The 21,041-nt window shown below is 64.9% G+C and carries 20 protein-coding genes; 8 read left to right on the top strand and 12 right to left on the bottom strand.

Annotated elements, in window-relative coordinates; translation table 11 throughout:
* Positions 1-163: 163 nt before the first annotated feature.
* From AB0O58_RS04015 to AB0O58_RS04005, 3 genes are all read right to left on the bottom strand, one after another.
* Entirely contained in the window at positions 164-1,012 is an 849-nt protein-coding gene (locus AB0O58_RS04015; RefSeq protein ID WP_027495294.1) for a 3-hydroxybutyryl-CoA dehydrogenase, read from the bottom strand.
* A gap of 5 nt (positions 1,013-1,017) precedes the next feature.
* Positions 1,018-2,175 carry an acyl-CoA dehydrogenase gene (locus tag AB0O58_RS04010; protein ID WP_027495295.1) on the bottom strand — a complete coding sequence of 386 codons (1,158 nt, stop codon included), beginning with the start codon at positions 2,173-2,175 and terminating at the stop codon, positions 1,018-1,020.
* 148 nt (positions 2,176-2,323) lie between these two features.
* Positions 2,324-2,971, bottom strand: coding sequence for a TetR family transcriptional regulator (locus AB0O58_RS04005; protein WP_366237923.1), 648 nt, complete (start codon positions 2,969-2,971; stop codon positions 2,324-2,326).
* A gap of 115 nt (positions 2,972-3,086) precedes the next feature.
* Between AB0O58_RS04005 and AB0O58_RS04000 the strand changes: the two genes are divergently transcribed.
* The 3 genes from AB0O58_RS04000 (at position 3,087) to AB0O58_RS03990 (ending at position 6,676) form a co-directional block, all read left to right on the top strand.
* The gene (locus AB0O58_RS04000; protein WP_366237922.1) at positions 3,087-3,431 is read left to right on the top strand and encodes a metalloregulator ArsR/SmtB family transcription factor; all 345 of its coding nucleotides are present in this window, start codon (positions 3,087-3,089) and stop codon (positions 3,429-3,431) included.
* Between the two features lie 106 nt (positions 3,432-3,537).
* Complete coding sequence (locus AB0O58_RS03995) at positions 3,538-5,235, top strand: SulP family inorganic anion transporter (RefSeq protein ID WP_366237921.1); 1,698 nt, start codon at positions 3,538-3,540, stop codon at positions 5,233-5,235.
* A 40-nt stretch (positions 5,236-5,275) separates the two neighbouring features.
* Positions 5,276-6,676, top strand: coding sequence for an FGGY family carbohydrate kinase (locus AB0O58_RS03990; RefSeq protein ID WP_366237920.1), 1,401 nt, complete (start codon positions 5,276-5,278; stop codon positions 6,674-6,676).
* Positions 6,677-6,714: 38 nt separating this feature from the next.
* Here the strand turns inward: AB0O58_RS03990 and AB0O58_RS03985 are convergent, their stop codons facing one another.
* The 7 genes from AB0O58_RS03985 to AB0O58_RS03955 are packed head-to-tail and all read right to left on the bottom strand — an operon-like array spanning position 6,715 to position 14,081.
* Positions 6,715-7,788, bottom strand: coding sequence for an SDR family oxidoreductase (locus AB0O58_RS03985; RefSeq protein ID WP_366237919.1), 1,074 nt, complete (start codon positions 7,786-7,788; stop codon positions 6,715-6,717).
* A gap of 46 nt (positions 7,789-7,834) precedes the next feature.
* The gene (locus tag AB0O58_RS03980) at positions 7,835-8,575 is read right to left on the bottom strand and encodes a sulfite exporter TauE/SafE family protein (protein WP_167326965.1); all 741 of its coding nucleotides are present in this window, start codon (positions 8,573-8,575) and stop codon (positions 7,835-7,837) included.
* A complete protein-coding gene (locus AB0O58_RS03975) occupies positions 8,572-9,567 on the bottom strand; it encodes an oligopeptide/dipeptide ABC transporter ATP-binding protein (RefSeq protein ID WP_366237918.1) in 996 nt (331 codons plus the stop codon). Before AB0O58_RS03975 ends, AB0O58_RS03980 begins: the two co-directional genes overlap by 4 nt.
* Positions 9,560-10,585, bottom strand: coding sequence for an ABC transporter ATP-binding protein (locus AB0O58_RS03970; RefSeq protein ID WP_283551029.1), 1,026 nt, complete (start codon positions 10,583-10,585; stop codon positions 9,560-9,562). The genes AB0O58_RS03975 and AB0O58_RS03970 overlap by 8 nt, the downstream gene beginning before the upstream one ends.
* On the bottom strand, positions 10,582-11,568 hold the full coding sequence (locus tag AB0O58_RS03965) for an ABC transporter permease (RefSeq protein WP_222061591.1): 987 nt from the start codon (positions 11,566-11,568) through the stop codon (positions 10,582-10,584). The genes AB0O58_RS03970 and AB0O58_RS03965 overlap by 4 nt, the downstream gene beginning before the upstream one ends.
* Positions 11,569-11,572: 4 nt before the next feature.
* A complete protein-coding gene (locus tag AB0O58_RS03960; RefSeq protein WP_027495305.1) occupies positions 11,573-12,502 on the bottom strand; it encodes an ABC transporter permease in 930 nt (309 codons plus the stop codon).
* Between the two features lies 1 nt (position 12,503).
* Entirely contained in the window at positions 12,504-14,081 is a 1,578-nt protein-coding gene (locus AB0O58_RS03955; RefSeq protein ID WP_283551028.1) for an ABC transporter substrate-binding protein, read from the bottom strand.
* 343 nt (positions 14,082-14,424) lie between these two features.
* On the opposite strand from AB0O58_RS03955, the gene AB0O58_RS03950 reads away from it, so the two are divergent.
* The 3 genes from AB0O58_RS03950 (at position 14,425) to AB0O58_RS03940 (ending at position 16,148) form a co-directional block, all read left to right on the top strand.
* Positions 14,425-15,417 carry a 2-hydroxyacid dehydrogenase gene (locus AB0O58_RS03950; RefSeq protein WP_231578191.1) on the top strand — a complete coding sequence of 331 codons (993 nt, stop codon included), beginning with the start codon at positions 14,425-14,427 and terminating at the stop codon, positions 15,415-15,417.
* Complete coding sequence (locus tag AB0O58_RS03945) at positions 15,414-15,809, top strand: universal stress protein (protein WP_032374772.1); 396 nt, start codon at positions 15,414-15,416, stop codon at positions 15,807-15,809. Before AB0O58_RS03950 ends, AB0O58_RS03945 begins: the two co-directional genes overlap by 4 nt.
* 171 nt (positions 15,810-15,980) lie before the next feature.
* On the top strand, positions 15,981-16,148 hold the full coding sequence (locus tag AB0O58_RS03940) for a hypothetical protein (RefSeq protein WP_201010153.1): 168 nt from the start codon (positions 15,981-15,983) through the stop codon (positions 16,146-16,148).
* A gap of 140 nt (positions 16,149-16,288) precedes the next feature.
* On the opposite strand, the gene AB0O58_RS03935 is transcribed toward AB0O58_RS03940, so the two are convergent.
* Positions 16,289-17,182 carry a LysR substrate-binding domain-containing protein gene (locus AB0O58_RS03935; RefSeq protein WP_366237917.1) on the bottom strand — a complete coding sequence of 298 codons (894 nt, stop codon included), beginning with the start codon at positions 17,180-17,182 and terminating at the stop codon, positions 16,289-16,291.
* A 173-nt stretch (positions 17,183-17,355) separates the two neighbouring features.
* Between AB0O58_RS03935 and AB0O58_RS03930 the strand changes: the two genes are divergently transcribed.
* The gene (locus AB0O58_RS03930) at positions 17,356-18,864 is read left to right on the top strand and encodes a SulP family inorganic anion transporter (RefSeq protein ID WP_032374775.1); all 1,509 of its coding nucleotides are present in this window, start codon (positions 17,356-17,358) and stop codon (positions 18,862-18,864) included.
* A 34-nt stretch (positions 18,865-18,898) separates the two neighbouring features.
* Positions 18,899-19,303 (top strand): MerR family transcriptional regulator, encoded by a 405-nt coding sequence (locus AB0O58_RS03925; protein ID WP_032367131.1) that lies wholly within the window; start codon positions 18,899-18,901, stop codon positions 19,301-19,303.
* A 10-nt stretch (positions 19,304-19,313) separates the two neighbouring features.
* On the opposite strand, the gene AB0O58_RS03920 is transcribed toward AB0O58_RS03925, so the two are convergent.
* A complete protein-coding gene (locus AB0O58_RS03920) occupies positions 19,314-21,023 on the bottom strand; it encodes a ribonuclease J (protein WP_241258208.1) in 1,710 nt (569 codons plus the stop codon).
* Positions 21,024-21,041: the final 18 nt, after the last annotated feature.

The raw sequence follows: 21,041 nt of genomic DNA, 5'->3' as shown, positions 1-21,041 counted from the left end.
CGCTGATCCTCGGTAAGTGAACTTCGTGCACGCATACAAAACTCCCCGGTAGTCGGAACTGAATTACTCAGTCCAACTTCCGGGGAGCTGTGCAAGCTACTTGGAGTAGCTGAATGCCGCATTGATCCGGAAGGGGGGGCGTGCCGGAAAGCAAGGCTGTGGGCTAGGAGTACGTGTAGAAACCCTTGCCGCTCTTGCGACCCAGCATTCCCGCGTCCACCATGCGCTGTAGCAGCGGGGGCGGAGCGTAATGCGGCTCGCGGAATTCGGCGTACAGCGATTCTGCGACCGCGAGGGTGACGTCGAGGCCGACGGTGTCGGTCAGACGCAACGGTCCCATGGGGTGGGCGCAACCGTTGACCATGCCGTCGTCGATGTCCTCGGCGCTGGCGAAGCCGGATTCGAGCATCCGGATGGCCGAGACCATGTAGGGGATGAGCAATGCGTTGACGATGAATCCCGCACGGTCGCCCGCACGAATCGTCTTCTTGCCCAATGTGTTCGCCGCGTAATCGGTGACGGCGTCGACGGTCTCTTCGCTGGTGAGGAGGCTGACGACGATTTCGACCAACGGCAGTACCGGTACGGGGTTGAAGAAGTGCACTCCGACGACCTGGTCGGGTCGCTTCGTCGCGTTGGCCATCTTGATGACGGGGATCGACGAGGTGTTCGTCGCCAGGATTCCTTCGGGCTTGACGATGGAATCGAGCTTGCCGAACAGATCCAGTTTCAGCGATTCGATCTCCGGTGCCGCCTCGATCACGAGGTCGCGGTCCGCGAAATCGTTGATGTCGAGCGTCAACGAGATTGCGGCGCGGGCTTTCTCGGCCGCGTCGGCGTCGATTCGGCCGGACTTGACGGCCCGTGCGAACGATTTGTCCAGGCGTGCTTCGGCGGCGTCGGCGGTGCCCTGGCTGGTTTCCAGGATCAGCACCGAGCTACCGGAGCGGGCGCACATTTCGGCGATACCGGCACCCATGGTGCCGCCGCCGATGACGCCTACGAGTTCGATGTTGCTCATTTGAGCAGCGCCCGCGACATGACGACACGCTGAATCTGGTTGGTGCCCTCGTAGATCTGCGTGATCTTGGCGTCGCGCATCATGCGCTCGACGGGGAAGTCGGTGGTGTAGCCGGCACCGCCGAAGAGCTGGACGGCGTCGGTGGTGACCTCCATCGCGACATCGGAGGCGAAGCACTTCGCTGCGGCAGAGATGAATCCGAGGTTCTTCTCGCCGCGCTCGGCGCGCGCCGCGGAGCTGTAGACCATCAGGCGGGCAGCTTCGACCTTCATTGCCATGTCGGCGAGCATGAACTGCACGGCCTGGAAGCTCGAGATCGACGTGCCGAACTGCTTGCGGTCCTTGGTGTATGCGATGGCTGCGTCGAGAGCGCCCTGAGCGAGGCCGACGGCCTGTGCGCCGATGGTGGGCCGGGTGTGGTCGAGGGTTTCGAGTGCGGTCTTGAATCCGGTGCCGGGCTCACCGATGATGCGGTCTCCGGGGATCTTGCAGTTCTCGAAGTACAGCTCGGCGGTGGGCGAACCCTTGATGCCGAGCTTCTTCTCCTTGGGGCCGACGACGAATCCTTCGTCGTCCTTGTGCACGATGAACGAGCTGATGCCGTTGGCGCCCTTGTCGGGATCGGTGACGGCCATGACGGTGTACCAGTCGGACTTGCCGCCGTTGGTGATCCAGCACTTGGAGCCGTTGAGGATCCAGTCGTCCCCGTCGGCCTTCGCGCGGGTCCGCATGCTGGCGGCGTCGGAGCCGGCCTCACGCTCGGACAGTGCGTACGACGCCATCGCGCCGCCTGCGAGCGAGGGCAGGACCTGCTTCTTGAGCTCCTCGGAGCCCTTGAGGATGAGGCCCATCGTGCCGAGCTTGTTGACGGCGGGAATCAGTGAGGATGAGCCGCAGACACGGGCGACCTCCTCGATGACGATGCAGGCGGCAACCGAGTCGGCACCCTGACCGTCGTACTCCTCGGGAACGTGCACGGCGTTGAAGCCGGAGGCGTTGAGGGCATCGAGCGCCTCCTGCGGGAAGCGCGAGTCCTCGTCGACCTCCTTGGCGTACGGGGCGATCTCCTTCTCTGACAGGGCCCGGATCGCTGCGCGCAGCTCCTCGTGCTCCTCGGGTGACTGGTAGAGATCGAAGTCGGGATTTCCGGCCATGTCGGCCACGCTCCTCGCGATGTCGGGGGTACAGCACTGCCCAGAAAGGGCACTCAGTGCCAAGCTTCACCCCAGTGTACGACCGGACCGGCCCCGATTCAAGGGTGGGGCTCGCCAAGGCGGCACTGAGTGCCATCTTGGGTGGGTGTCACTCCGGAAGGTGGCGGGCCAACGCGTCGGCGACGGTGTTCACGGACGTGCCCCGCGGGAATGTCGCGACCACGACGTCTCCCGAGGACTGGGCGCGGACCTGCGCCAACGCTGCGCGCAAGTCGGTGACGGACGTCGGTAGGCCGTCGCGGATCATCCGTCGTAGAAAGTAGTTGTGGGTGGCGGTCACCGAGGCGGAGAACTGCAGGATCTCCAGATGAGGGTGGTCGGGCAGCGCCCGCTGCAGGTATTCGACGAAGAGACGGTCGTAGCGGAACACGGTGACGATCTCGCGATCGCGCAGGGCGGGAATTCGATGCACCACCTGATATCGCAGCCGCGACATCTCTTTCCAGTCCGAGAATCGCTCGTACACCAGCTGCGCGGCATCGCAGACGGCCTGCCATGGGTCGGCGGTGTCGGCCGCGAGCAGAGCGCCGACCTGTTCGAGCAGAATCTCGTGATCGGCGAAGACGACGTCTTCCTTGGCGCGGAACTGCCGGAAGAACGTTCGACGCGAGATTCCGGCCGCCACAGCGATGTCGTCCACCGTCGTCGAGTCGTAGCCCTTGACCGAGAACAGATCCAGGGCCGCGGTGGCCACGGTCAGCCTGAAGTCGGTGGATTCCTCGGGTTCTCCGCGCATGCCAGTGAAGGTAGCGGAGTTTCGGCAGGGGCACTGAGGTCGTCCTTCTCGGTGGCTGATTGCTAGTGTTCGCAAGTAGCCTGCTGCGCAGTGCTCGGCGAAGCGGAAGGACATCATGGCCACGGATTCGAGTCGACCGCTGTACAGAATGAAGGCCGACTTCTTCAAGACGTTGGCTCATCCCGCGCGCATTCGGGTGCTGGAACTGTTGAGCGAACGCGAACACGCAGTGTCCGAGATGCTGCCCGAGGTGGGCATCGAGCCGGCGAATCTGTCGCAGCAGCTGTCGATTCTGCGTCGCGCGGGTCTCATCGAGGGCACTCGGGAGGGATTGTCGGTGTCGTACACGCTGACGTCGCCGAAAGTGGCGGACCTCCTCGTGGTGACCCGGGAGATATTGACCGGAGTGGTGGCCAACCAGGTAGAACTGCTGGACGGCGAGTCCGGATCGCGCACCTGAGCCGACCGTCGAGGGAGGTGTGCGGCATCTCGTCGCATCTGATTCATTACTTGCTAAACTTAGCAATCAACTGGATCAAGAACGATGAACTTTCAGGAAGCGTCGCATGTCCGAACCGACGAAACGCACCCGCACGAACGACGCCCTGAGGGCGGTATCCGCCCTTCTACCCAGATGGAGCGAGTGGAAGCCCGCGCTGCGCGCACCCGGTTCGGATCTTCTCGCCGGCCTCATCGTGGCGCTGGTGGCGCTGCCCCTCGCGCTCGGATTCGGAGTCAGCACCGGGCTGGGTGCAGCGGCGGGACTGACCACCGCCATCATCGCGGGAGTCGTGGCCGCGGTATTCGGTGGCTCACGGTTTCAGGTATCGGGTCCGACCGGTGCGATGACGGTGGTGCTGGTCCCGATCGTCGCCGAGTACGGGCCGACGGGAGTGCTCGCGGTCGGGCTGCTGGCCGGGATCATTCTGTTGGTGCTCGCGGTAGCAGGAATCGGCCGAGCTGTGCGGTACATGCCCGCGCCCGTCATCGAAGGATTCACCGCGGGCATCGCCGTTGTCATTGCACTGCAACAGGTTCCGTCGGCGCTGGGTATCACGGACGCGAAAGGTGACAAGGTCTGGCAGTCCGCGTTCGATGCTGTCCGTTCGTTCGTCGCGCATGCAAGCATCCTCACCCCCGCTGTGGCGATCACCGTCGCGATCGTCATGCTCGTCGGCGGCCGCCTGGCACCGAAGATCCCGTTCTCGTTGGTCGCGGTTGCTGCCGCTACCGTGGCCACCCAGCTGTTCGATCTGGACATCGCCCGCATCGGCACCATTCCGTCGTCGTTGTCCGCCCCGAGCCTGGGCTTTTTCCACATGGGTGACGTGACGGCGTTGCTGGCCCCGGCGTGTGCCGTCGCCGCTCTGGCTGCCCTGGAATCGTTGCTGTCCGCCACGGCCGCGGACTCGATGGGCGTCGGCGCTCGCCACAACCCCGACCGGGAATTGTTCGGACAGGGCCTTGCGAACATCGCCGCACCCATGTTCGGGGGCATCCCCGCCACAGGTGCGATCGCCCGGACAGCAGTCAACGTTCGATCCGGTGCCCGCACCAGGCTTGCGGCTCTCACCCACGCGGTGATCCTCGCCGTCATCATGTACTCCGCGGCGGGGTTGGTTGCCGATATCCCGCTCGCGGCCCTGGCGGGAGTGCTGCTCGCAACCACGGTGCGGATGGTCGAGACCGCGTCGATCCGGGCGATCACCCGCGCCGGCCGCGGGGATACCGTGGTGATGGCGGCGACCTTCCTCGTCACGGTGGTCTTCGATCTCGTGACGGCGGTGGCGGTCGGCGTCGGGTTCGCTGCCGTCCTGGCTCTCCGGGCCGTTGCGCGATCGGCCACGGTCGAGCAGGTCCCCTTGAACACACTCGATGCGGTCTCGAAGGAAGAAGGAGACCTGCTGCGGGAACACATCGTCGCGTACCGCATCGACGGTGCGCTGTTTTTCGGTGCCGCGCACAGCTTCCTGCTCGAACTCGCCGACGTCTCGGACGTGAAAGTGGTGATCCTGCGCATGTCCCGAGTCACCACGATCGACGCCACCGGTGCCATGGTTCTCAAGGACACCATCACCGAACTCGAACACCGACACATCACCGTCCTGATCTCCGGTGCCAAGCCCGAGCATCTGCGTCCCCTCGCAGCCCTGGGTGTGTTCACCACCAAGGACGACGACGCTCGACACGTCTTCGACACCACCCCGCAGGCCATCGCCTGTGCACGCACGCTGGTGACCGAGGCGACCACTCCCCGCGGGTAGGGTCGTAGGTCACACTTGCGTACGAAAGGACCAGCTCATCGTGGCTCTCGTTGCCGGAATCGACTCTTCCACCCAATCGTGCAAGGTTTTCGTTCGCGATGCCGACACCGGGGAGTTGGTGCGTCACGGCCGTGCCGGTCATCCCGACGGCACCGAGATCGACCCGCAGCGGTGGAAGGAAGCACTCGACGAGGCCGTCGACGCCGCCGGCGGGCTGGACGATGTCGCTGCGGTGTCGGTCGGCGCGCAACAACACGGCATGGTCTGCCTCGACGACAACGGATCCGTGGTCCGTAAAGCATTGCTGTGGAACGACACTCGATCGGCCCAGGCGGCAGAGGATCTGATCGCGGAGCTCGGCGAGAAGACCGGTGGCGACGGCGGTCAGGCCTGGGCCGACGCGGTCGGCGTGGTTCCGTTGGCCTCGATCACCGTCGCCAAGCTGCGGTGGCTCGCCGACAACGAGCCCGACAACGCCGATCGCACTGCGGCGGTGTGCCTTCCGCACGATTGGATCGGCTGGCAGCTCGGTGGCGCGTCGGGGCTCGACGCCTTGGCCACCGATCGCGGCGATGCGAGCGGCACCGGATACTTCTCGGCGGCCACGAACGAGTATCGAACGGATCTGTTGCAGTTGGGCTTTCGTGGCCGCAACCCACTGCTGCCCCGCGTGGCTGCGCCGAATGAGGCGATAGGCCACACTGCCGCCGGGGCGCTGATCGGCCCGGGTACCGGAGACAATGCCGCGGCGGCGCTTGCCCTCGACGCACAGCCCGGTGATGTGGTGATCTCGATAGGCACGTCCGGCGTCGTCTCGGCGGTGACCACCGCAGCCGCGGCCGACGGTTCGGGCCTGGTCGCCGGATTCGCCGACGCCACCGGGCGTCAGCTGCCGTTGGTGTGCACGCTCAACGCGGCGCGTGTCCTCGATGCGACGGCGCGAATGCTGGGCGTCGATCACGACGAGTTGTCGCGGTTGGCTCTGTCGACGACGAGCGACGGTGTGGTGATGGTGCCGTACTTCGAGGGCGAGCGGACGCCCAATCTCCCCGATGCGTCCGGTGCGATTCATGGACTACGACTGAACAATTCGACTCCGGGCCACCTGGCTCGCGCGGCCGTCGAAGGACTGCTGTGCGGACTGGCCGATGGTATCGACTACCTGCGTGCACAGGGAGTGGACGTGCGGCGTGTGCTGCTCATCGGCGGCGGTGCCAAGTCCGCGGCGCTCCGAGCCTTGGCCCCGGCAATTCTCGGGGTGCCGGTGGCCGTACCCGAGCCCGGTGAATACGTCGCCGACGGGGCAGCGCGCCAGGCGGCATGGACTCTGGCCGGGACCAGTGAGCCGCCGACCTGGGCGCAGGCCACCTCGAAGACATACGAGGCAGACCCCACGCCGGCGGTGCGAGAGCGCTACGCGCATGTGAGTGGAAACTCGTAGCAGGGGTCGAGTTTCCACTCACATGCGGCGCAGCCGCGCTAAGGAATCAGGCGTGCATCTCGGTAACGCTGAATCACCGAGGCGATGGCATCGGGCGTGGAGCGGAAGCCCAGGAAGCCGGCCTTCTTGGACTTGTTCATGTCTGTCAGGCATTCCATGTCGCGGCCGAGGTCACCGTCGGTGTGCCACCACGACGCCAGGCGGGAGACATCGCTCTCCACCAGATCGTGCTTCTCGGCGATGCGCTTCCACGCGGCGGCCGCATCGGACATGCGGGGTTCGAGGGGACGCGGCTCGGTGTCGAAGCCCTCGGGCTCGACGCCGAAGTGCTCGGCGAACTGCGGCCACAGCCAGCGCCAGCGAAAGACGTCACCGTTGGCGCTGTTGAACGCCTCGTTGCGCGCGTTGTCGTCGGTTGCCGCCCAAATCATCTGCTCGGCGAGCAGGTCGGCGTCGGTGAGGTCGGTCAAGCCGTTCCACTGGGTTTCGGAGCCCGGGAAGACGAACTTCTCGCCCAGTTCTTTGCAGATCGACGCGTAGACGGACAGCGTCAGCATCATGTTCATCGCGTTGCCCACGGCAAAACCGGAGACGGTGTGAGCGCGGTGCACGCTCCACCCGAATCCGAATTTCTCTGCGCCGGCGAACAGTTCGTCTTCCTGCGCGTAGTAGAAGTTCGGCGTGTCGAGGCGGTCCTCGGTTTCGTGGAACGGCGTCTCGGCCATCACGGCCTCACCGTAGGCATCGAATGGGCCGAGGTAGTGCTTGAGTCCGGTCATCAGCGCGACGTGCTTCACCGAATCGAGGGGGCCGAGAACATCGAGCACATTGCGTAGGGTCGCCGAGTTGACCTCGATGTTCTCCTGCTCGGAGTCCTTCTTCATCCACGCGGTGAAGAACACGACCTCGGGGCGGACGTCCTTCAGCGCGTCTTCGAGGGACTGCGGGTCGAGCAGATCCGCCGCGACCGGCACGACGCCGTCGACGGGGGTACTGCCGCTCCGACTCAGTCCGTAGGTGGTCCAGCCCGCATCGAGTGCTGCGCGGCACAGCGCCTGCCCGGAAATGCCGGTGGCACCGACGATCAACGCGCGCGTGGTGTTCGTAGTCATCGAATCCGGTTACCCACTGGAGCCGATGCAACACGTGACGCTTCACTCACGTCAGGGCCAGTACTTGCTGGACGACGAGCACGATCGCGCCCACGGCCGAGACGGCGATTGCCGTGATACGTAGGCGTCGTCGATCGAGAACTCGGTTGATCACGCGAGAGAGCAGGAACCCCAGAACTGTCGCCGGGGCCAGGAACGCGAACAGCGTGGCGGTGTGGCTGTTCACCGCTCCGGCCACCGTCAACACCGCAATGGAGATGATCGAGCCGACGAGGAAGAAGCAACTCATCGTGCTGCGGAGTTCGGCTCCGGAGTTGCCTTGCCACACCAGAGCCATCGGTGGCCCACCGATGGAGGTGGCGGTTCCCAGAACTCCCGACGCGGCCCCGGCGACGACGAGATTACGTCTGTGCGGCAACGGAACCCAGCCGAACGACGTCAGCGCGACGCCGCCCAGGACCACGAGTGCCAACAGTATTGCCAGCCCGCGTTCGGGCAACAGGACCAGTAGCAGCGCACCCACCACCGAGCCGGGGAGTCGTCCGGCGAGTGCCCACCCGGCTCCCGAGAGATCGAGAGCCGTCCGGTCGCGTACCAGTACGAGCACGCTGACCACGACCGCGAGCATGATCAGCGTTCCCGGAACGAGTCCGGGGTCGACGATGGCCACGACGGGGGCGGCCAGCATGCCCATGCCGAATCCGATCGACGCCTGCATCGCGGATGCGAAGAAGATCGCGAGGGCGACGACGACGAAGCCGGTGACACTCAGGTGCGTGAGTGTCATGTTCCGGCGGCGACGAGACCGAGATTTCCTGCCACGAGCGGATAATGGCATTCGGCAACATGATCGGCCTCGTCGGCGTCGTGTCCGACGGGTGGTGCGTCGCTCGCGCACAGGTCGGTCGCCTTCCAGCAGCGAGTACGGAAACGGCATCCCGACGGCGGATTCAGTGGCGACGGCACCTCGCCTTTCAGCAGAATCTTGTCCCCGCGGCTCGACGCGTCGAGTGTGGGTGCAGCCGACATCAACGCTGCGGTGTAGGGGTGCGCGGGCCGATCGAACACTGCCTCGGTGGCTCCGGATTCGACGACGCGGCCCAGGTACATCACCGCGACTCGGTCGGCGACGTGCCGGACCACCGAGAGATCGTGCGAGATGAAGACGTAGGAGATGCCGAGTTGCTTCTGCAGATCGTTGAGCAGATTGAGCACCTGGGCCTGGACCGAGAGATCGAGAGCCGAGACGGGCTCGTCGCAGATGATGACGTCGGGGTTCAGTGCCAGAGCGCGCGCGATGCCGAGGCGCTGCCGCTGACCGCCGGAGAATTCCTGCGGGAATCGGTTCTCGTCGCTCGGGCGTAGGCCCACCAGATGCAGCAGTTCGCGCACCCGCGCGGAACGATCGCGGCGAGTCTTGTACAGGCCCTTGTGGGTTCGCCACGGCTCGCCGATGATGTCACCTGCCGTCATGCGCGAGTTCAGTGAACCGTACGGGTCCTGGAAGACCATCTGTACTCGTCGACGCCACGCGAGGAGGTCCTTGCCGCGCAGCGCGAACGGATCGATGCCGTCGAAGGCGACGGTGCCCGAGTCGGGTCGTTCGAGCATCATCAGGGTGCGAGCGAGAGTGGACTTGCCGCAGCCGGATTCGCCCACGAGGCCGAGGGTCTCGCCACGTCGTAGATCGAGGTCGATGGCGTCGAGGGCCCGGAGCTTCCCGCGGCCGACGTCGAAGGTCTTGTTCAGGCCGCGCACGGTCAGCAGTTGCTCAGACATGGCTGGGTACCTCGTTCGGGAAGTGGCAGGCCGACATCCGGCCGGTGCCGACGGATTCGAGCGGCGGTCGAGTGCTGATGCAGATCTCGCGGGCGAGAGGGCAGCGGGCCTGATAGACGCATCCGCTGGGAATGGAATGCAGATCCGGTGGGGTGCCGCCGATGGATTTGAGATCCTCGCCGCGGACGGCGTGCACGGGTACCGAGTCGAGCAGACCCTTGGTGTAGGGGTGGCGCGGCGATCCGAACACCTCCGAAACCAACCCGGTTTCGACGACGTTGCCCGCGTACATGATTGCCACTCGATCGGCCTCTTCGGCCACCAGAGCGAGGTCGTGGGTGATGAGTACGACGGCCATGTCGTGCTCGGTGCGCAATTCCTTGAGCAGTGCCATGATCTGCGCCTGCACGGTCACGTCGAGGGCGGTGGTCGGTTCGTCGGCCAGCAGTACCGACGGACTCAGGGCCACAGCCATCGCGATCAGCAGGCGTTGCCGCATGCCGCCGGAGAACTGGTGCGGGTAGGAGTCGGCGCGTGATTCGGGCTCGGGGATACCCACGCGGGCCATCAGGGCGATCGCTTCGACTCGCGCCTGCTTGGCCGACATACCCCGGTGGATCCGAAACGGCTCGGCCAGTTGAGTTCCCACGGTGTAGACGGGATTGAGTGCGGTCAGTGCATCCTGGAAGACGATGGCCAGTTCTGTGGCCGCGATGGTGCGTCGCACCTTGGTCTTGGCGGTGACCAAATCGACGTCGCCCATCTCCACCGAGCCGCCGGTGATGTCGGCGATCGGCTCGAGCAACCCGACGATGGCCTGCGCCGTCATCGACTTCCCGCAGCCGGATTCGCCCAGCAGAGCGAGGGTTTCACCGCGGCGGGCGGTGAAGGTGACGTTGTCGACGGCGCGAATGACGCCTGACGGCGTCCGCAGGTCGACGGTCAGTCCGCGTACGTTCAGGGCGACACTACCGGTGTCGGGTCGCGCCGACGGTGCGCTGGTTGCCGGTGCGCTCATGAGACGACCTTTCGTGCGGGGATCAGGCGAGACCGCTTGGAGCGGGGGACATTGAGTCGCCACCGCTGCGCGGGATCGGTGGCGATGCGGGCCCAGGCGGCGAGAACGGTGGCCGAGACGGTCGTCAACACGATCGCGAGGCCGGGGAAGAAGGAGAGCCACCAGGCGGTCTGCAGGTAGGTACGGCCCTGCGAGACCATCAGGCCCCAGGAGACGTCGGGCGGCTGAATGCCGATGCCCAGGAAGCTCAGTGACGATTCGGCGAGAATGACGAAGCAGAAGTCCAGGGTCGCGACGGTGAGCAGGGTCGGCAGCAGGATCGGGGCCACATGGCGTCTGATCACCGATCCGCTCGTCGCGCCGAACGTACGGGCAGCGTCCACGAACAACCGACTCTGCAGTTCTGCGGACTCGGCGCGGGCGGTACGCAGGTAGATCGGGATACGCGTGACCGTCAGGACCAGAACGATGTTCGCGGCACTGGGCGAGAAGACGTAGAGCACGACGACGGCCATCAGCAGGGACGGAAAGCTGAGGATGACGTCGGCGACGCGCATCGCCGCGGTCTCGCGCCAACCGCGATGGAAGCCGGCCCACATTCCGATGAACGAGCCGATGATTGCCGAGAGGATCACGGCCGGAATGGCTACCGACAGTGTGGTTCTGCTCGCCACGATCAATCGGGCCAGCATGCTGCGTCCCAATGGATCGGTGCCGAGGATGTTCATCCAACCGGTGTCGAGGGTGAACGGTGGCAGGTTCGAGCGATCGAGATCTTGGTCGGTGGCGGCGTCCCCGACCAACATCGGGCCGAAGACTGCGGTGAGGAAGACCAGCACCAGGATTGCGGCAGCGACGGTGGCGACCCGGTCCCGCAGGAGTAGCTTCCACAGCGGGGCCGACGCCTTGCGGGCTTCCACCGGAGCCGTCGGTGGAACATCCTCCGGCTCGGATGTTTTCGGTGCTTCGAAGTCGAGTGACATGTTCTTAGACCTTCACCTTGTCGCGAACCCGGGCATCGAGCAGTGCATAGCAGGCATCGATGACGATGTTGAGCACGAAGATGCTCACCGCCGTCAACAACACGGCCGCCTGCAGAACAGCGAAGTCGCGCTGCAGGATGGCGTCGATCATCAGTTTTCCGATACCCGGCCAGCCGAAGATGGCTTCGACGACCACCGCGCCGTTGACGAGTCCGACCATCAGGTCGCCGGCCACGGTCAGCGCCGGTGCCGCGGCGTTGCGCAGAGCGTGGTGGGTGACAACTCGAAGGTCGCCCGCCCCTTTGCTTCTCGCCAATCGAACGTACGGTGCCGACAGTGCCGAGACCATCGCGCCACGGACGACCTGAGTCAGGACGCCGAGCGGTCGAATGAGCAGCGTGGCGATCGGCAACACCCACGAGAGCATTCCGCTGTCCACCCCGGAGGTGGGCAGCCAACCGAACAGGATGGCGAAGACGTAGACGCCCATGATGGCGAACCAGAAGTCGGGAATGGACGCCGCCGTCATCGACAGCAGGCTCGAGATGCGATCGGCGAGCGAGTTCGGCCGGTATGCGGCCCAGCAGCCGATGATCACCGCACCGAGGATGGCGAGGAACATCGTTGCGAACGCCAGCTGCAGCGTTGCGGGGAAGGCGCGCAGGGCCATTGCCGACGCGTCCTCGCCGGTGCGCAGTGACTGCCCGAAGTCGAGTTGTACGACACCCTTGAAGTAGTCAAGCAACTGAGTCAGCACCGGCTGATCGAAGCCGTTGGTGGCGCGGAACGCTTCGCGCTGCGCCTGGGTGGCCGACTCGGGTAGGTACAGGCTGGTGGGGTCGCCGGTGAGCCGAGCGAGGAAGAAGACGCCCAGTAGAACGACGAACAGCGGGATCAGGCTGGTGTAGATCCGTCGGCGCAGAAATCTGAACATGTCAGGGCCTCTCGGTCTCGGCGCGGGTCATCGCGGCCAGATGCATTTCGTCGACCGTGGCCGAGTCCGGGGTGTAGTCCACGGAGGCGGCCTTGGCGAGCACCCCGTTCATGTGCGCGATGTAGGCCATCTGCATGATGTCCTTCGGTTCGTCGGCGAACACCTGGGCGTACGCGGCCTGCCTGTCTTCTCCGGTGAGAGCGCCGGCAGCGGCGATCTCCTTGTCGAAGTCCGCTGTGCCGTAGGCACTCTGGAACCCATCACTGGTGAAGTACTGATCGACCGTGAAGGCGGAGTCGCCGGCCTGGTTGCCGTGCTGGATGACCAGCAGGTACGGACCGACGTCCGGGAACGGCCGCTCCTGGTACTCGGCAGTTCCTGCGGCGTCCATCATTTCGATCTTGACATTCATGCCGATCTTGGACAGCGAGTTCTGAATGACCTCCACCGTCTCGTTGATCTTCGGGAACTGACCGGTGCGTCCGATGAGACGGATCTCGGTGTCCACCGGAACCCCGTCGGCACGGGCCTGCTCGATCAACGTCCTGGCCTCGTCCATGTCGTAGGGCCAGGGAGTCAGGTCTTCGTTGTATCCCACGACGCCCTCGGAAATGAGCTGTGCTGCAGGTGAACCGAGTCCGCGGAACAACGCCTTGACGATGCCGTCGCGATTGATGGCGTAGTTGATCGCCTGCCGAACCCGCATGTCGTCCAGTGGCGGTTGCGCGGCCTGCATGCGCAGTGCCGTGGTCTCGTTGTTGGGATAGGCCACGCCGAGGTCGCCTGCACCGTCCTCCGGTCCGACCGACGTGGCGATCTCGGCCTCGCCGTTGGTCACCATCGACGCGCGGACACTGCCCTCGCTGCGCCATTGGTATTCGGCCCTGGCGTATTCGGGCTTCGGGCCCCAGTAGGTCTCGTTGCGTACCAGGGAGAGCTTCTGGCCGTAGTCCCACCGCTCGATCGCGAACGGGCCGGTGCCGATCGGTTCGCGTACCCGCTCGGTGTAGCTCGAAGTGCGCGGAACCATCTCCACGAACGAGAGCCGCAGCGGCAGAATGGGATCCGGCTCGGGTGACTGCACCGTCAGCGTCAACGGGTCGACGGCTTTCACCACCAGATCGGCGTCGCCGAAGACGTATCCCTCGACGTTGCATCCCAGTTCGGAGTTGACGGTGCGGTCGATGGAGAACGCTGCATCCTCGGCTTCGAAGGGGCTGCCGTCGCTGAACGTCACGCCGGGGTGAATGGCGAACGTCCACTCGGTGTCCGAGGTCTGCTCCCACGAGTCCGCCAACTTCGGTTCGAGATCACCGGTACTCGGATTGCGCTCCATCAGCGGCTCGGTGATGTTCGAGCGCGTGACCACTCCGACCGACGTCAGCGATACGTCGCAGGCTTCGAGGGTGGGCGGTTCCTGAGGCAGAACGATGCGCAGGGTGTCTGCGCGGGCTGCGGCTCCGTTGCTCGAGTTCGCGACGGTGCAGCCGCTTGCGATCAATGAAAGTGTCAGTGCGCCAACAGCAATAGCGGCGACGCGATGGGTCCGTCCCTGCTGCACGGAGAGTGCAGGGCTCATGGTGGCCTCCAGTGGGAAAAGGGATACGCGTCATCGAGCCGCATTCGGATCTGTGACGGTAGACACACGGTAGGAGTGGGTGATCTCCACCGTCAACCGGACGAAAGCGACGTTTCGGCCCGTTATCCACGTCATAATCGTGCTGGATCAGTGCGGCTGCTCGCAGTTCAGCGCCTCTGAGCAGGTCGAACGTCCAAGCGGGTTAGGCATACCTGCATGCTGGGGGTCATGTTCATGCCGTTTGGGTATCGGTCCATGTTATTTGCGTGTTGGACAGGTATCCGAGAAGCGGCATACCGTACAGGAAACGCGCACGCTCCACCACATCGCGAGGAGGACAACGGTGACCACCGGTCAACAGGAAAAGTCTGTGTTGCAACAGGATTCACGCCAAGGGGGCCGCGTGCTCCGAGTCGGGCCGCTGAAGCCGTCCCTGATGGACACTCTGGTTGCCGACTACGACGCGCTGACCTTGCCCGAGGGGGACGAGCGTGAGCAGTTCCTGGCCGAGCACGGCCCGTCGATCACCGCCGTCGTCACCTCCGGCCGAACCGGCGTCGACGCAGCGCTGATGGAGCGGTTGCCGCAGCTCGGAGCCGTCGTGAACTTCGGAGTCGGATACGACACCACCGACGTCGACGCGGCCACCGAGCGTGGCATCGGGGTCAGCAACACCCCGGACGTGCTCACCGACTGCGTCGCGGATCTTGCTGTCGGCCTGGTGATCGACACCGTGCGTGGGCTCTCGTCCGCGGAGCGATTCGTACGGGCCGGCCGCTGGCCGGCCGAGGGCAACACTCCGCTGACCCGTCAGGTCACCGGCAAACGAGTCGGGATCATCGGGCTCGGCCGGATCGGATCTGCAATTGCGGACCGGCTCACCGCATTCCGCTGCCCCATCTCGTACCACAACCGCAACGAGATCGACGGTTCACCGTATGCGTACGCGGCCAGTCCTGTAGCGCTCGCCGAGGGCGTCGACGTACTGATCGTCGCCGCGTCGGGTGGCTCGGGAACGGCCCATCTGGTCGATCGCGCGGTGCTCGACGCGCTGGGGCCGCAGGGCTATCTGATCAACGTGGCCCGCGGAAGCGTCGTCGACGAGGAGGCGCTGATCGAACTGCTCGCCTCCGGGCAGCTCGCCGGTGCGGGCCTGGACGTGTTCGCCCACGAACCGAACGTGCCCGACGCCCTGCTGGCGATGGACAACGTGGTGCTGCTGCCGCACGTGGGCAGCGCAACGGTGGAGACTCGCGCCGCCATGGAAGCACTGACACTGGAGAACCTCGATCGATTCCTGGCCGACGGCTCCCTCGTCACGCCGGTGACAAAGTGACCGTCGTCGTCGGCTACTCGCCGACCACCGAAGGAAAAGGCGCGCTGCCCTTCGCATTTCGCGAGGCCCAGATGCGCGGAACGAATCTGCTCATCGTCGCCGAGGACAACAGCGCGGCAGACGCCGACTTCGCTGCCACCGTCGAATCGGCTCGCGAGGAGGCGTCGGCGGTCGGTGTCACGACGAAGATTCACGACAACGAGGCCGGCCGCTCGCACGCCGACAACCTGATCGACCTGTCGTTCGACGAGCAGGCTCAGTTGGTCGTCATCGGCATCCGACGTCGATCGCCCGTCGGAAAGTTGTTCATGGGCAGCATCTCTCAGCGCGTACTGCTCGAAGCGCATTGCCCGGTGACGGCCGTCAAGCCGCCGGTTGGGACGCCGCGATAGTTCGGTTGCTGGCTGGACAGTATTCGGCACCGTCGCTGCGACCCCCTTCATCGCTAAGACCGACCGCGACACACTGCAAGCGATCGCCGACATCGACCTCGACAGCAACGACCTAGCGGAAACCGACGGCAACAGCGACAATGGGGCTACAACACACCGCGAGGAGCGCCCATGACCACCACCGAACCGCGCCGGGCCTGGACCCCCGAGCAGCGCCGGAAGGTACGCGCAGCAGCCGCAGGAACGTCCATCAAACTCCGCGAGTACGACAACAAGCCGGTCCCGCAATGGCTCCGCGACGTCGCCGCTGGCAAAGACGCCAATCCGCCCAAAGACTGAGCACCCACGAACCCGACAAGGCCCGCTCCCAACCAGGTGCGGGCCTTCGTCGGCTTTCGAGGCGCGCCGTATTCACACGAGTACTCGACCGAGACCGGCTTCGGGCACTGTCGAACCACGGCTCGATCAGCAGGAAAAAATCACGACCACTCACGCGTCGGCAGCACGTCGGTCATGAAGCGGTGCAGTGCCGGGTTGTCGTTGTCGACGCGCCAGGCAGCGTCGAGTTCGACGGGGCGTTCCTTTACGGTCCGAACCGGCCGGAACACAACGCCTTCCGGCCGCATGGTCGACGCCGACTCGGGTACCAGCGCCAGTCCGATTCCCGAGCGAACGAGCACCAGCATCGTGTGCACCTGGGTCACGTACTGCACGTAGCGCGGCGAGACCCCGACGATGGTGAAGGTGCTGATCAGCAGTTCGTGGAAGTACCGCGCGTCGACGGGCGAGTACATGATGATCGGCTGCTCGTCGAAGTCCTCTACCGACAGCTCGTCCTTCGCGGCCAGCGGGTGTTCTTCGGGCATCGCCGCTATCAACGATTCGTGCAGTACGGGCCGGGACGCGATGCCCGGTCGCTTGAGCGGGGGTCTGGCCAACCCGAGATCCAGATCGCCGATGGCCAAGGACTCCATCTGTACCGCCGAGACCATCTCGCGTAGAACGAGTTTCACGTCCGGTAGCTTCACGCGCGCGGCGTCGAGCAGCTGCGGGAGCACCGCATGCGCCGATGCCCCGGTGAATCCCACGATTACGGTCCCCAGGTCTCCGGTGGGAACGCGTCGCACCGTCAGCAGTGCGCCCTCGGCGAGGTCGAGGATGCGTCGGGCCTCGGGTAGGAAGGCCAATCCCGCGGCCGTCAGGGTCACCGACCGGCTCGTGCGGTCGATCAGCTGCACGCCGACTTCGCTCTCGAGTTGTTGGATCTGCCTGCTGAGCGGCGGCTGCGTCATGTGCAGACGTTCGGCGGCGCGGCCGAAGTGCAATTCCTCGGCGACGGCGATGAAGCAGGACAGCCTGTTGAGCGAGAACATCGATTCATTCCTTGCATCGCGCTGGGAGTTCCGGCGTGCCTTTTCGTATAAATCTAGCGCACGTCGTCCGCGCTTCGATGATTGGTAACCTTCCCTCCGGTAAGAGTAGAGTTGCTCGCGGAGTGGACGCCCATCCCGGTTGTCGTCCCTCGTAACCATCGAACGGAGTCGTCGTGTCTCGAGCTGCCCAGGTGCCCGGCACCGCCGTCGAAGACGTCTCGGTGCTGGGTGCGTTGCGCTCACCGAGGCGACTGAAGACCGAGGTTCTTGCCGGACTGGTGGTGGCGCTGGCGTTGATCCCGGAAGCCATTTCGTTCTCGATCATCGCCGGTGTCGATCCGCGCGTCGGCCTGTTCGCGTCGTTCACGATGGCCGTCACCATCTCCATCGTCGGGGGTCGACCGGCGATGATCTCCGCGGCCACCGGAGCGATCGCCCTGGTGGTCGCCCCCTTGGCTCGCGAGTACGGCCTCGACTACCTCATTGCCGCGGTCATCCTCGGCGGAGTGCTGCAGATCGTGTTGAGCGTCCTCGGTGTCGCCAAGTTGATGCGATTCATCCCGCGCAGTGTCATGGTCGGATTCGTCAATGCGCTGGCGATCCTGATCTTCACCTCACAGGTGCCGTACCTGATCGGGGTGCCGTGGTTGGTCTACCCGATGGTCGCCGTCGGACTGCTCATCATGTTCTTCCTGCCGAAGCTCACCACTGTCGTGCCGGCACCTCTGATCGCCATCGTGATCCTCACCGCCGTCACGCTCGTCTTCGCGCTGGCCGTCCCGGACGTGGGCGACGAGGGCGAGCTGCCGTCCTCGCTGCCGTCGTTCCTGATCCCGGACGTGCCGTTCACGTTCGACACCCTGTCGATCATCGCGCCGTTCGCTCTGGCCATTGCCCTGGTCGGTCTGCTCGAATCACTGATGACGGCCAAGCTCGTCGACGACATCACCGACTCGCACTCCAACAAGACTCGTGAGGGCTGGGGTCAGGGCGTGGCGAATCTGGTCACCGGACTCACCGGCGGTATGGGCGGCTGCGCGATGATCGGCCAGACCATGATCAACGTGAAGGTCTCCGGTGCCCGCACCCGTATCTCCACGTTCCTCGCCGGCACCTTCCTGCTGATCCTGGTGGTCGGTCTCGGCGACATCGTCGCACTCATTCCGATGGCCGCATTGGTCGCCGTGATGATCATGGTGTCGGTCGGCACCTTCGACTGGCACAGCATTCACCCGAAGACGTTGCGGCGCATGCCCAAGAGCGAAACTCTCGTCATGGTGGCCACCGTGGCTGTCACCGTGGTCACCCACAACCTCGCGTACGGCGTCGTCGTCGGAGTGATCACCGCGATGGTGCTGTTCGCTCGCAGGGTTGCCCATCTGACCGAGGTCGTCGACGTCGCACATCCCGACGACGACACCCGCGTCTACGCCGTCAAGGGCGAGTTGTTCTTCGCGTCGAGTAACGATCTGATCTACCAGTTCGACTACGTCGGAGATCCGAAGAACGTCGTCATCGATATGTCCGAGTCGCACATCTGGGACGCGTCGACCGTTGCGACCCTCGACGCCATCACCACCAAGTACGCCGCCAAGGGCAAGACGGTGGAGATCGTGGGCCTGAACGCGCCGTCGACCGAGCGGCACGATCGTCTCAGTGGGAACCTGGGTGCCGAGCACTGACTAGGGTGGTTGGTCGGGCGAAGAGAGGCGGCACATGACAGACGACGGCGTACACATGCAGATCGGGCAGGTAGCTCAGCGAACCGAGCTGTCGATTCGCACGGTTCGTCACTACGACGATGTCGGTCTGGTCACGCCCTCTGCTCGGACCGTCGGCGGCTTTCGGCTCTACACCGAGTCCGACGTCGAACGACTGCTCGTGATTCGCCGGATGAAGCCACTCGACTTCACGTTGGCCGAAATGAAACAGCTACTGGAATCCCTCGACGTTCTCGGCGACGAGAACGCGACCGACGACGCGAGGTCGTCGGCCGCGGCCTTCGTTCGTGATTGCCACACCAAGGCCGAGGAAAGCTGCCGCACGTTGCGGCGGCAGCTCGCCTACGCCGAGGAGCTGACCGAGGTGCTGTCGACTCGCGGCGCAGCGGCCCAAATCTGACCGCCCAGTTCTAGCCGTCCACGACCACCGGGACGATGAGGGGCTGGCGGCCCAGGGTCTGCTTGGCCCAGCGGGCCGATTCCTGCACGATGCGCTTCTCGATGTTCTCGCGGGACGCAACCTTGACGTCGCTCTCGCGTGTGAGGGTCTTGCCGATCGCCTTGGCCAACGAGTCGAAAGCGTTTGCCTCGTGGGCGAATCCGCGTCCGATGAAGTCGACGTCGTCGACCAGCAGCCCGGTGTCGGGATCGACGATGGCGATGACGGTCAGCACGCCCTCGTTCGCGAGGAGGCGACGCTCGGCCAGTGAATCCTCCGTCACGCCACCGACGGCACTGCCGTCGACGTAGATCAGCTCGATGGGGACGGAGCCGGTGATCTGCGCGACGCCGTCGTACAGGTCGATGACGCTTCCGTTCTCGGCGATGAGCACGCGATCGCGAGGAACACCGGTCCTGATTGCGAGATCGGCATTGGCACGCAGGTGCCGCGACTCACCGTGTACGGGAAGCACATTGGCGGGTTCGAGGATGTTGTAGCAGTAGACGAGCTCGCCGGCGCTGGCGTGACCGGAGACGTGCACCTTCGCATTTCCCTTGTGCACCACGCGCGCACCCTTGTCGACCAGGCCGTTGATGACGCGGTAGATCGCGTTCTCGTTGCCGGGGATCAAGCTGCTCGCCATCAGCACGGTGTCGCCGTCGCCGACCTTGATCTGGTGCTCACCCGACGCCATCCGCGACAGCGCCGCGAGGGGCTCGCCCTGCGAGCCGGTGCAGATCAGCGTGATCTTGTTGGCCGGGAGCCGGTTGAGCTTCGGGAGGTCCACGACGAGGCCGTCGGGAACGTCGAGGTAGCTCAGGTCGGTCGCAATCTTCATGTTGCGCACCATCGATCGGCCGACGAACGCAACCTTGCGGCCCTGTGCGTGTGCGGCGTCGAGTACCTGTTGAATGCGGTGCACGTGACTGGCGAAGCTCGAGACGATCACGCGTCCCGTCGTTTCGCGGAACACCTTCTCGATGGCCGGGACCAGGTCGCGTTCGGAGACCATGAACCCGGGCACTTCGGCGTTGGTGGAGTCGACGAGGAGGAGATCGAGCCCTTCTTCGCCGAGGCGTGCGAAGCTCCGGAGGTCGGTGATCCGACCGTCCAGCGGGAACTGGTCCATCTTGAAGTCACCGGTGTGCAGCACCAGCCCGGCGTCGGTACGAATGGCGATGGCCAGACCGTCGGGAATCGAGTGGTTGACGGCAATGAACTCGAGTTCGAACGGGCCTTCCTGTCGGGTTTGCCCCGCCTCGACCTCGATCAGCGTCGTCGAGACCTTGAACTCCTCGAACTTGGCAGCCAGGAAATGCAGCGTCAGCCGCGACGAGATGACGGGAATGTCGCCACGCTCGCGCAGCAGATACGGGACGCCGCCGATGTGGTCCTCGTGCCCGTGCGTCAGAACGATGGCAACGACGTCGTCGAGGCGATCCCGGATGCAACTCCAGTCGGGGAGGATGACGTCGACGCCGGGCTGATGCTCCTCGGGAAACAGCACGCCGCAGTCGACGATGAGCAGCTTTCCGTCGAATTCGAAGACGGTCATGTTCCGGCCGATCTCGCCGAGACCGCCCGTCGCGATCACGCGAAGGTGCCCTGCCGACAGCGCTGAGGAGGATCGCTTTCGAGGTGCGGCGGGGGATCTGCGGTTCCGTGGTGATCTCGACATGCCTCTTACGCTACGGGG

It is taken from the genome of Rhodococcus sp. NPDC080181, assembly GCF_040702225.1.
GTDB lineage: Bacteria > Actinomycetota > Actinomycetes > Mycobacteriales > Mycobacteriaceae > Rhodococcoides > Rhodococcoides fascians.
This window is presented reverse-complemented; position numbering and strand designations above follow the sequence as displayed.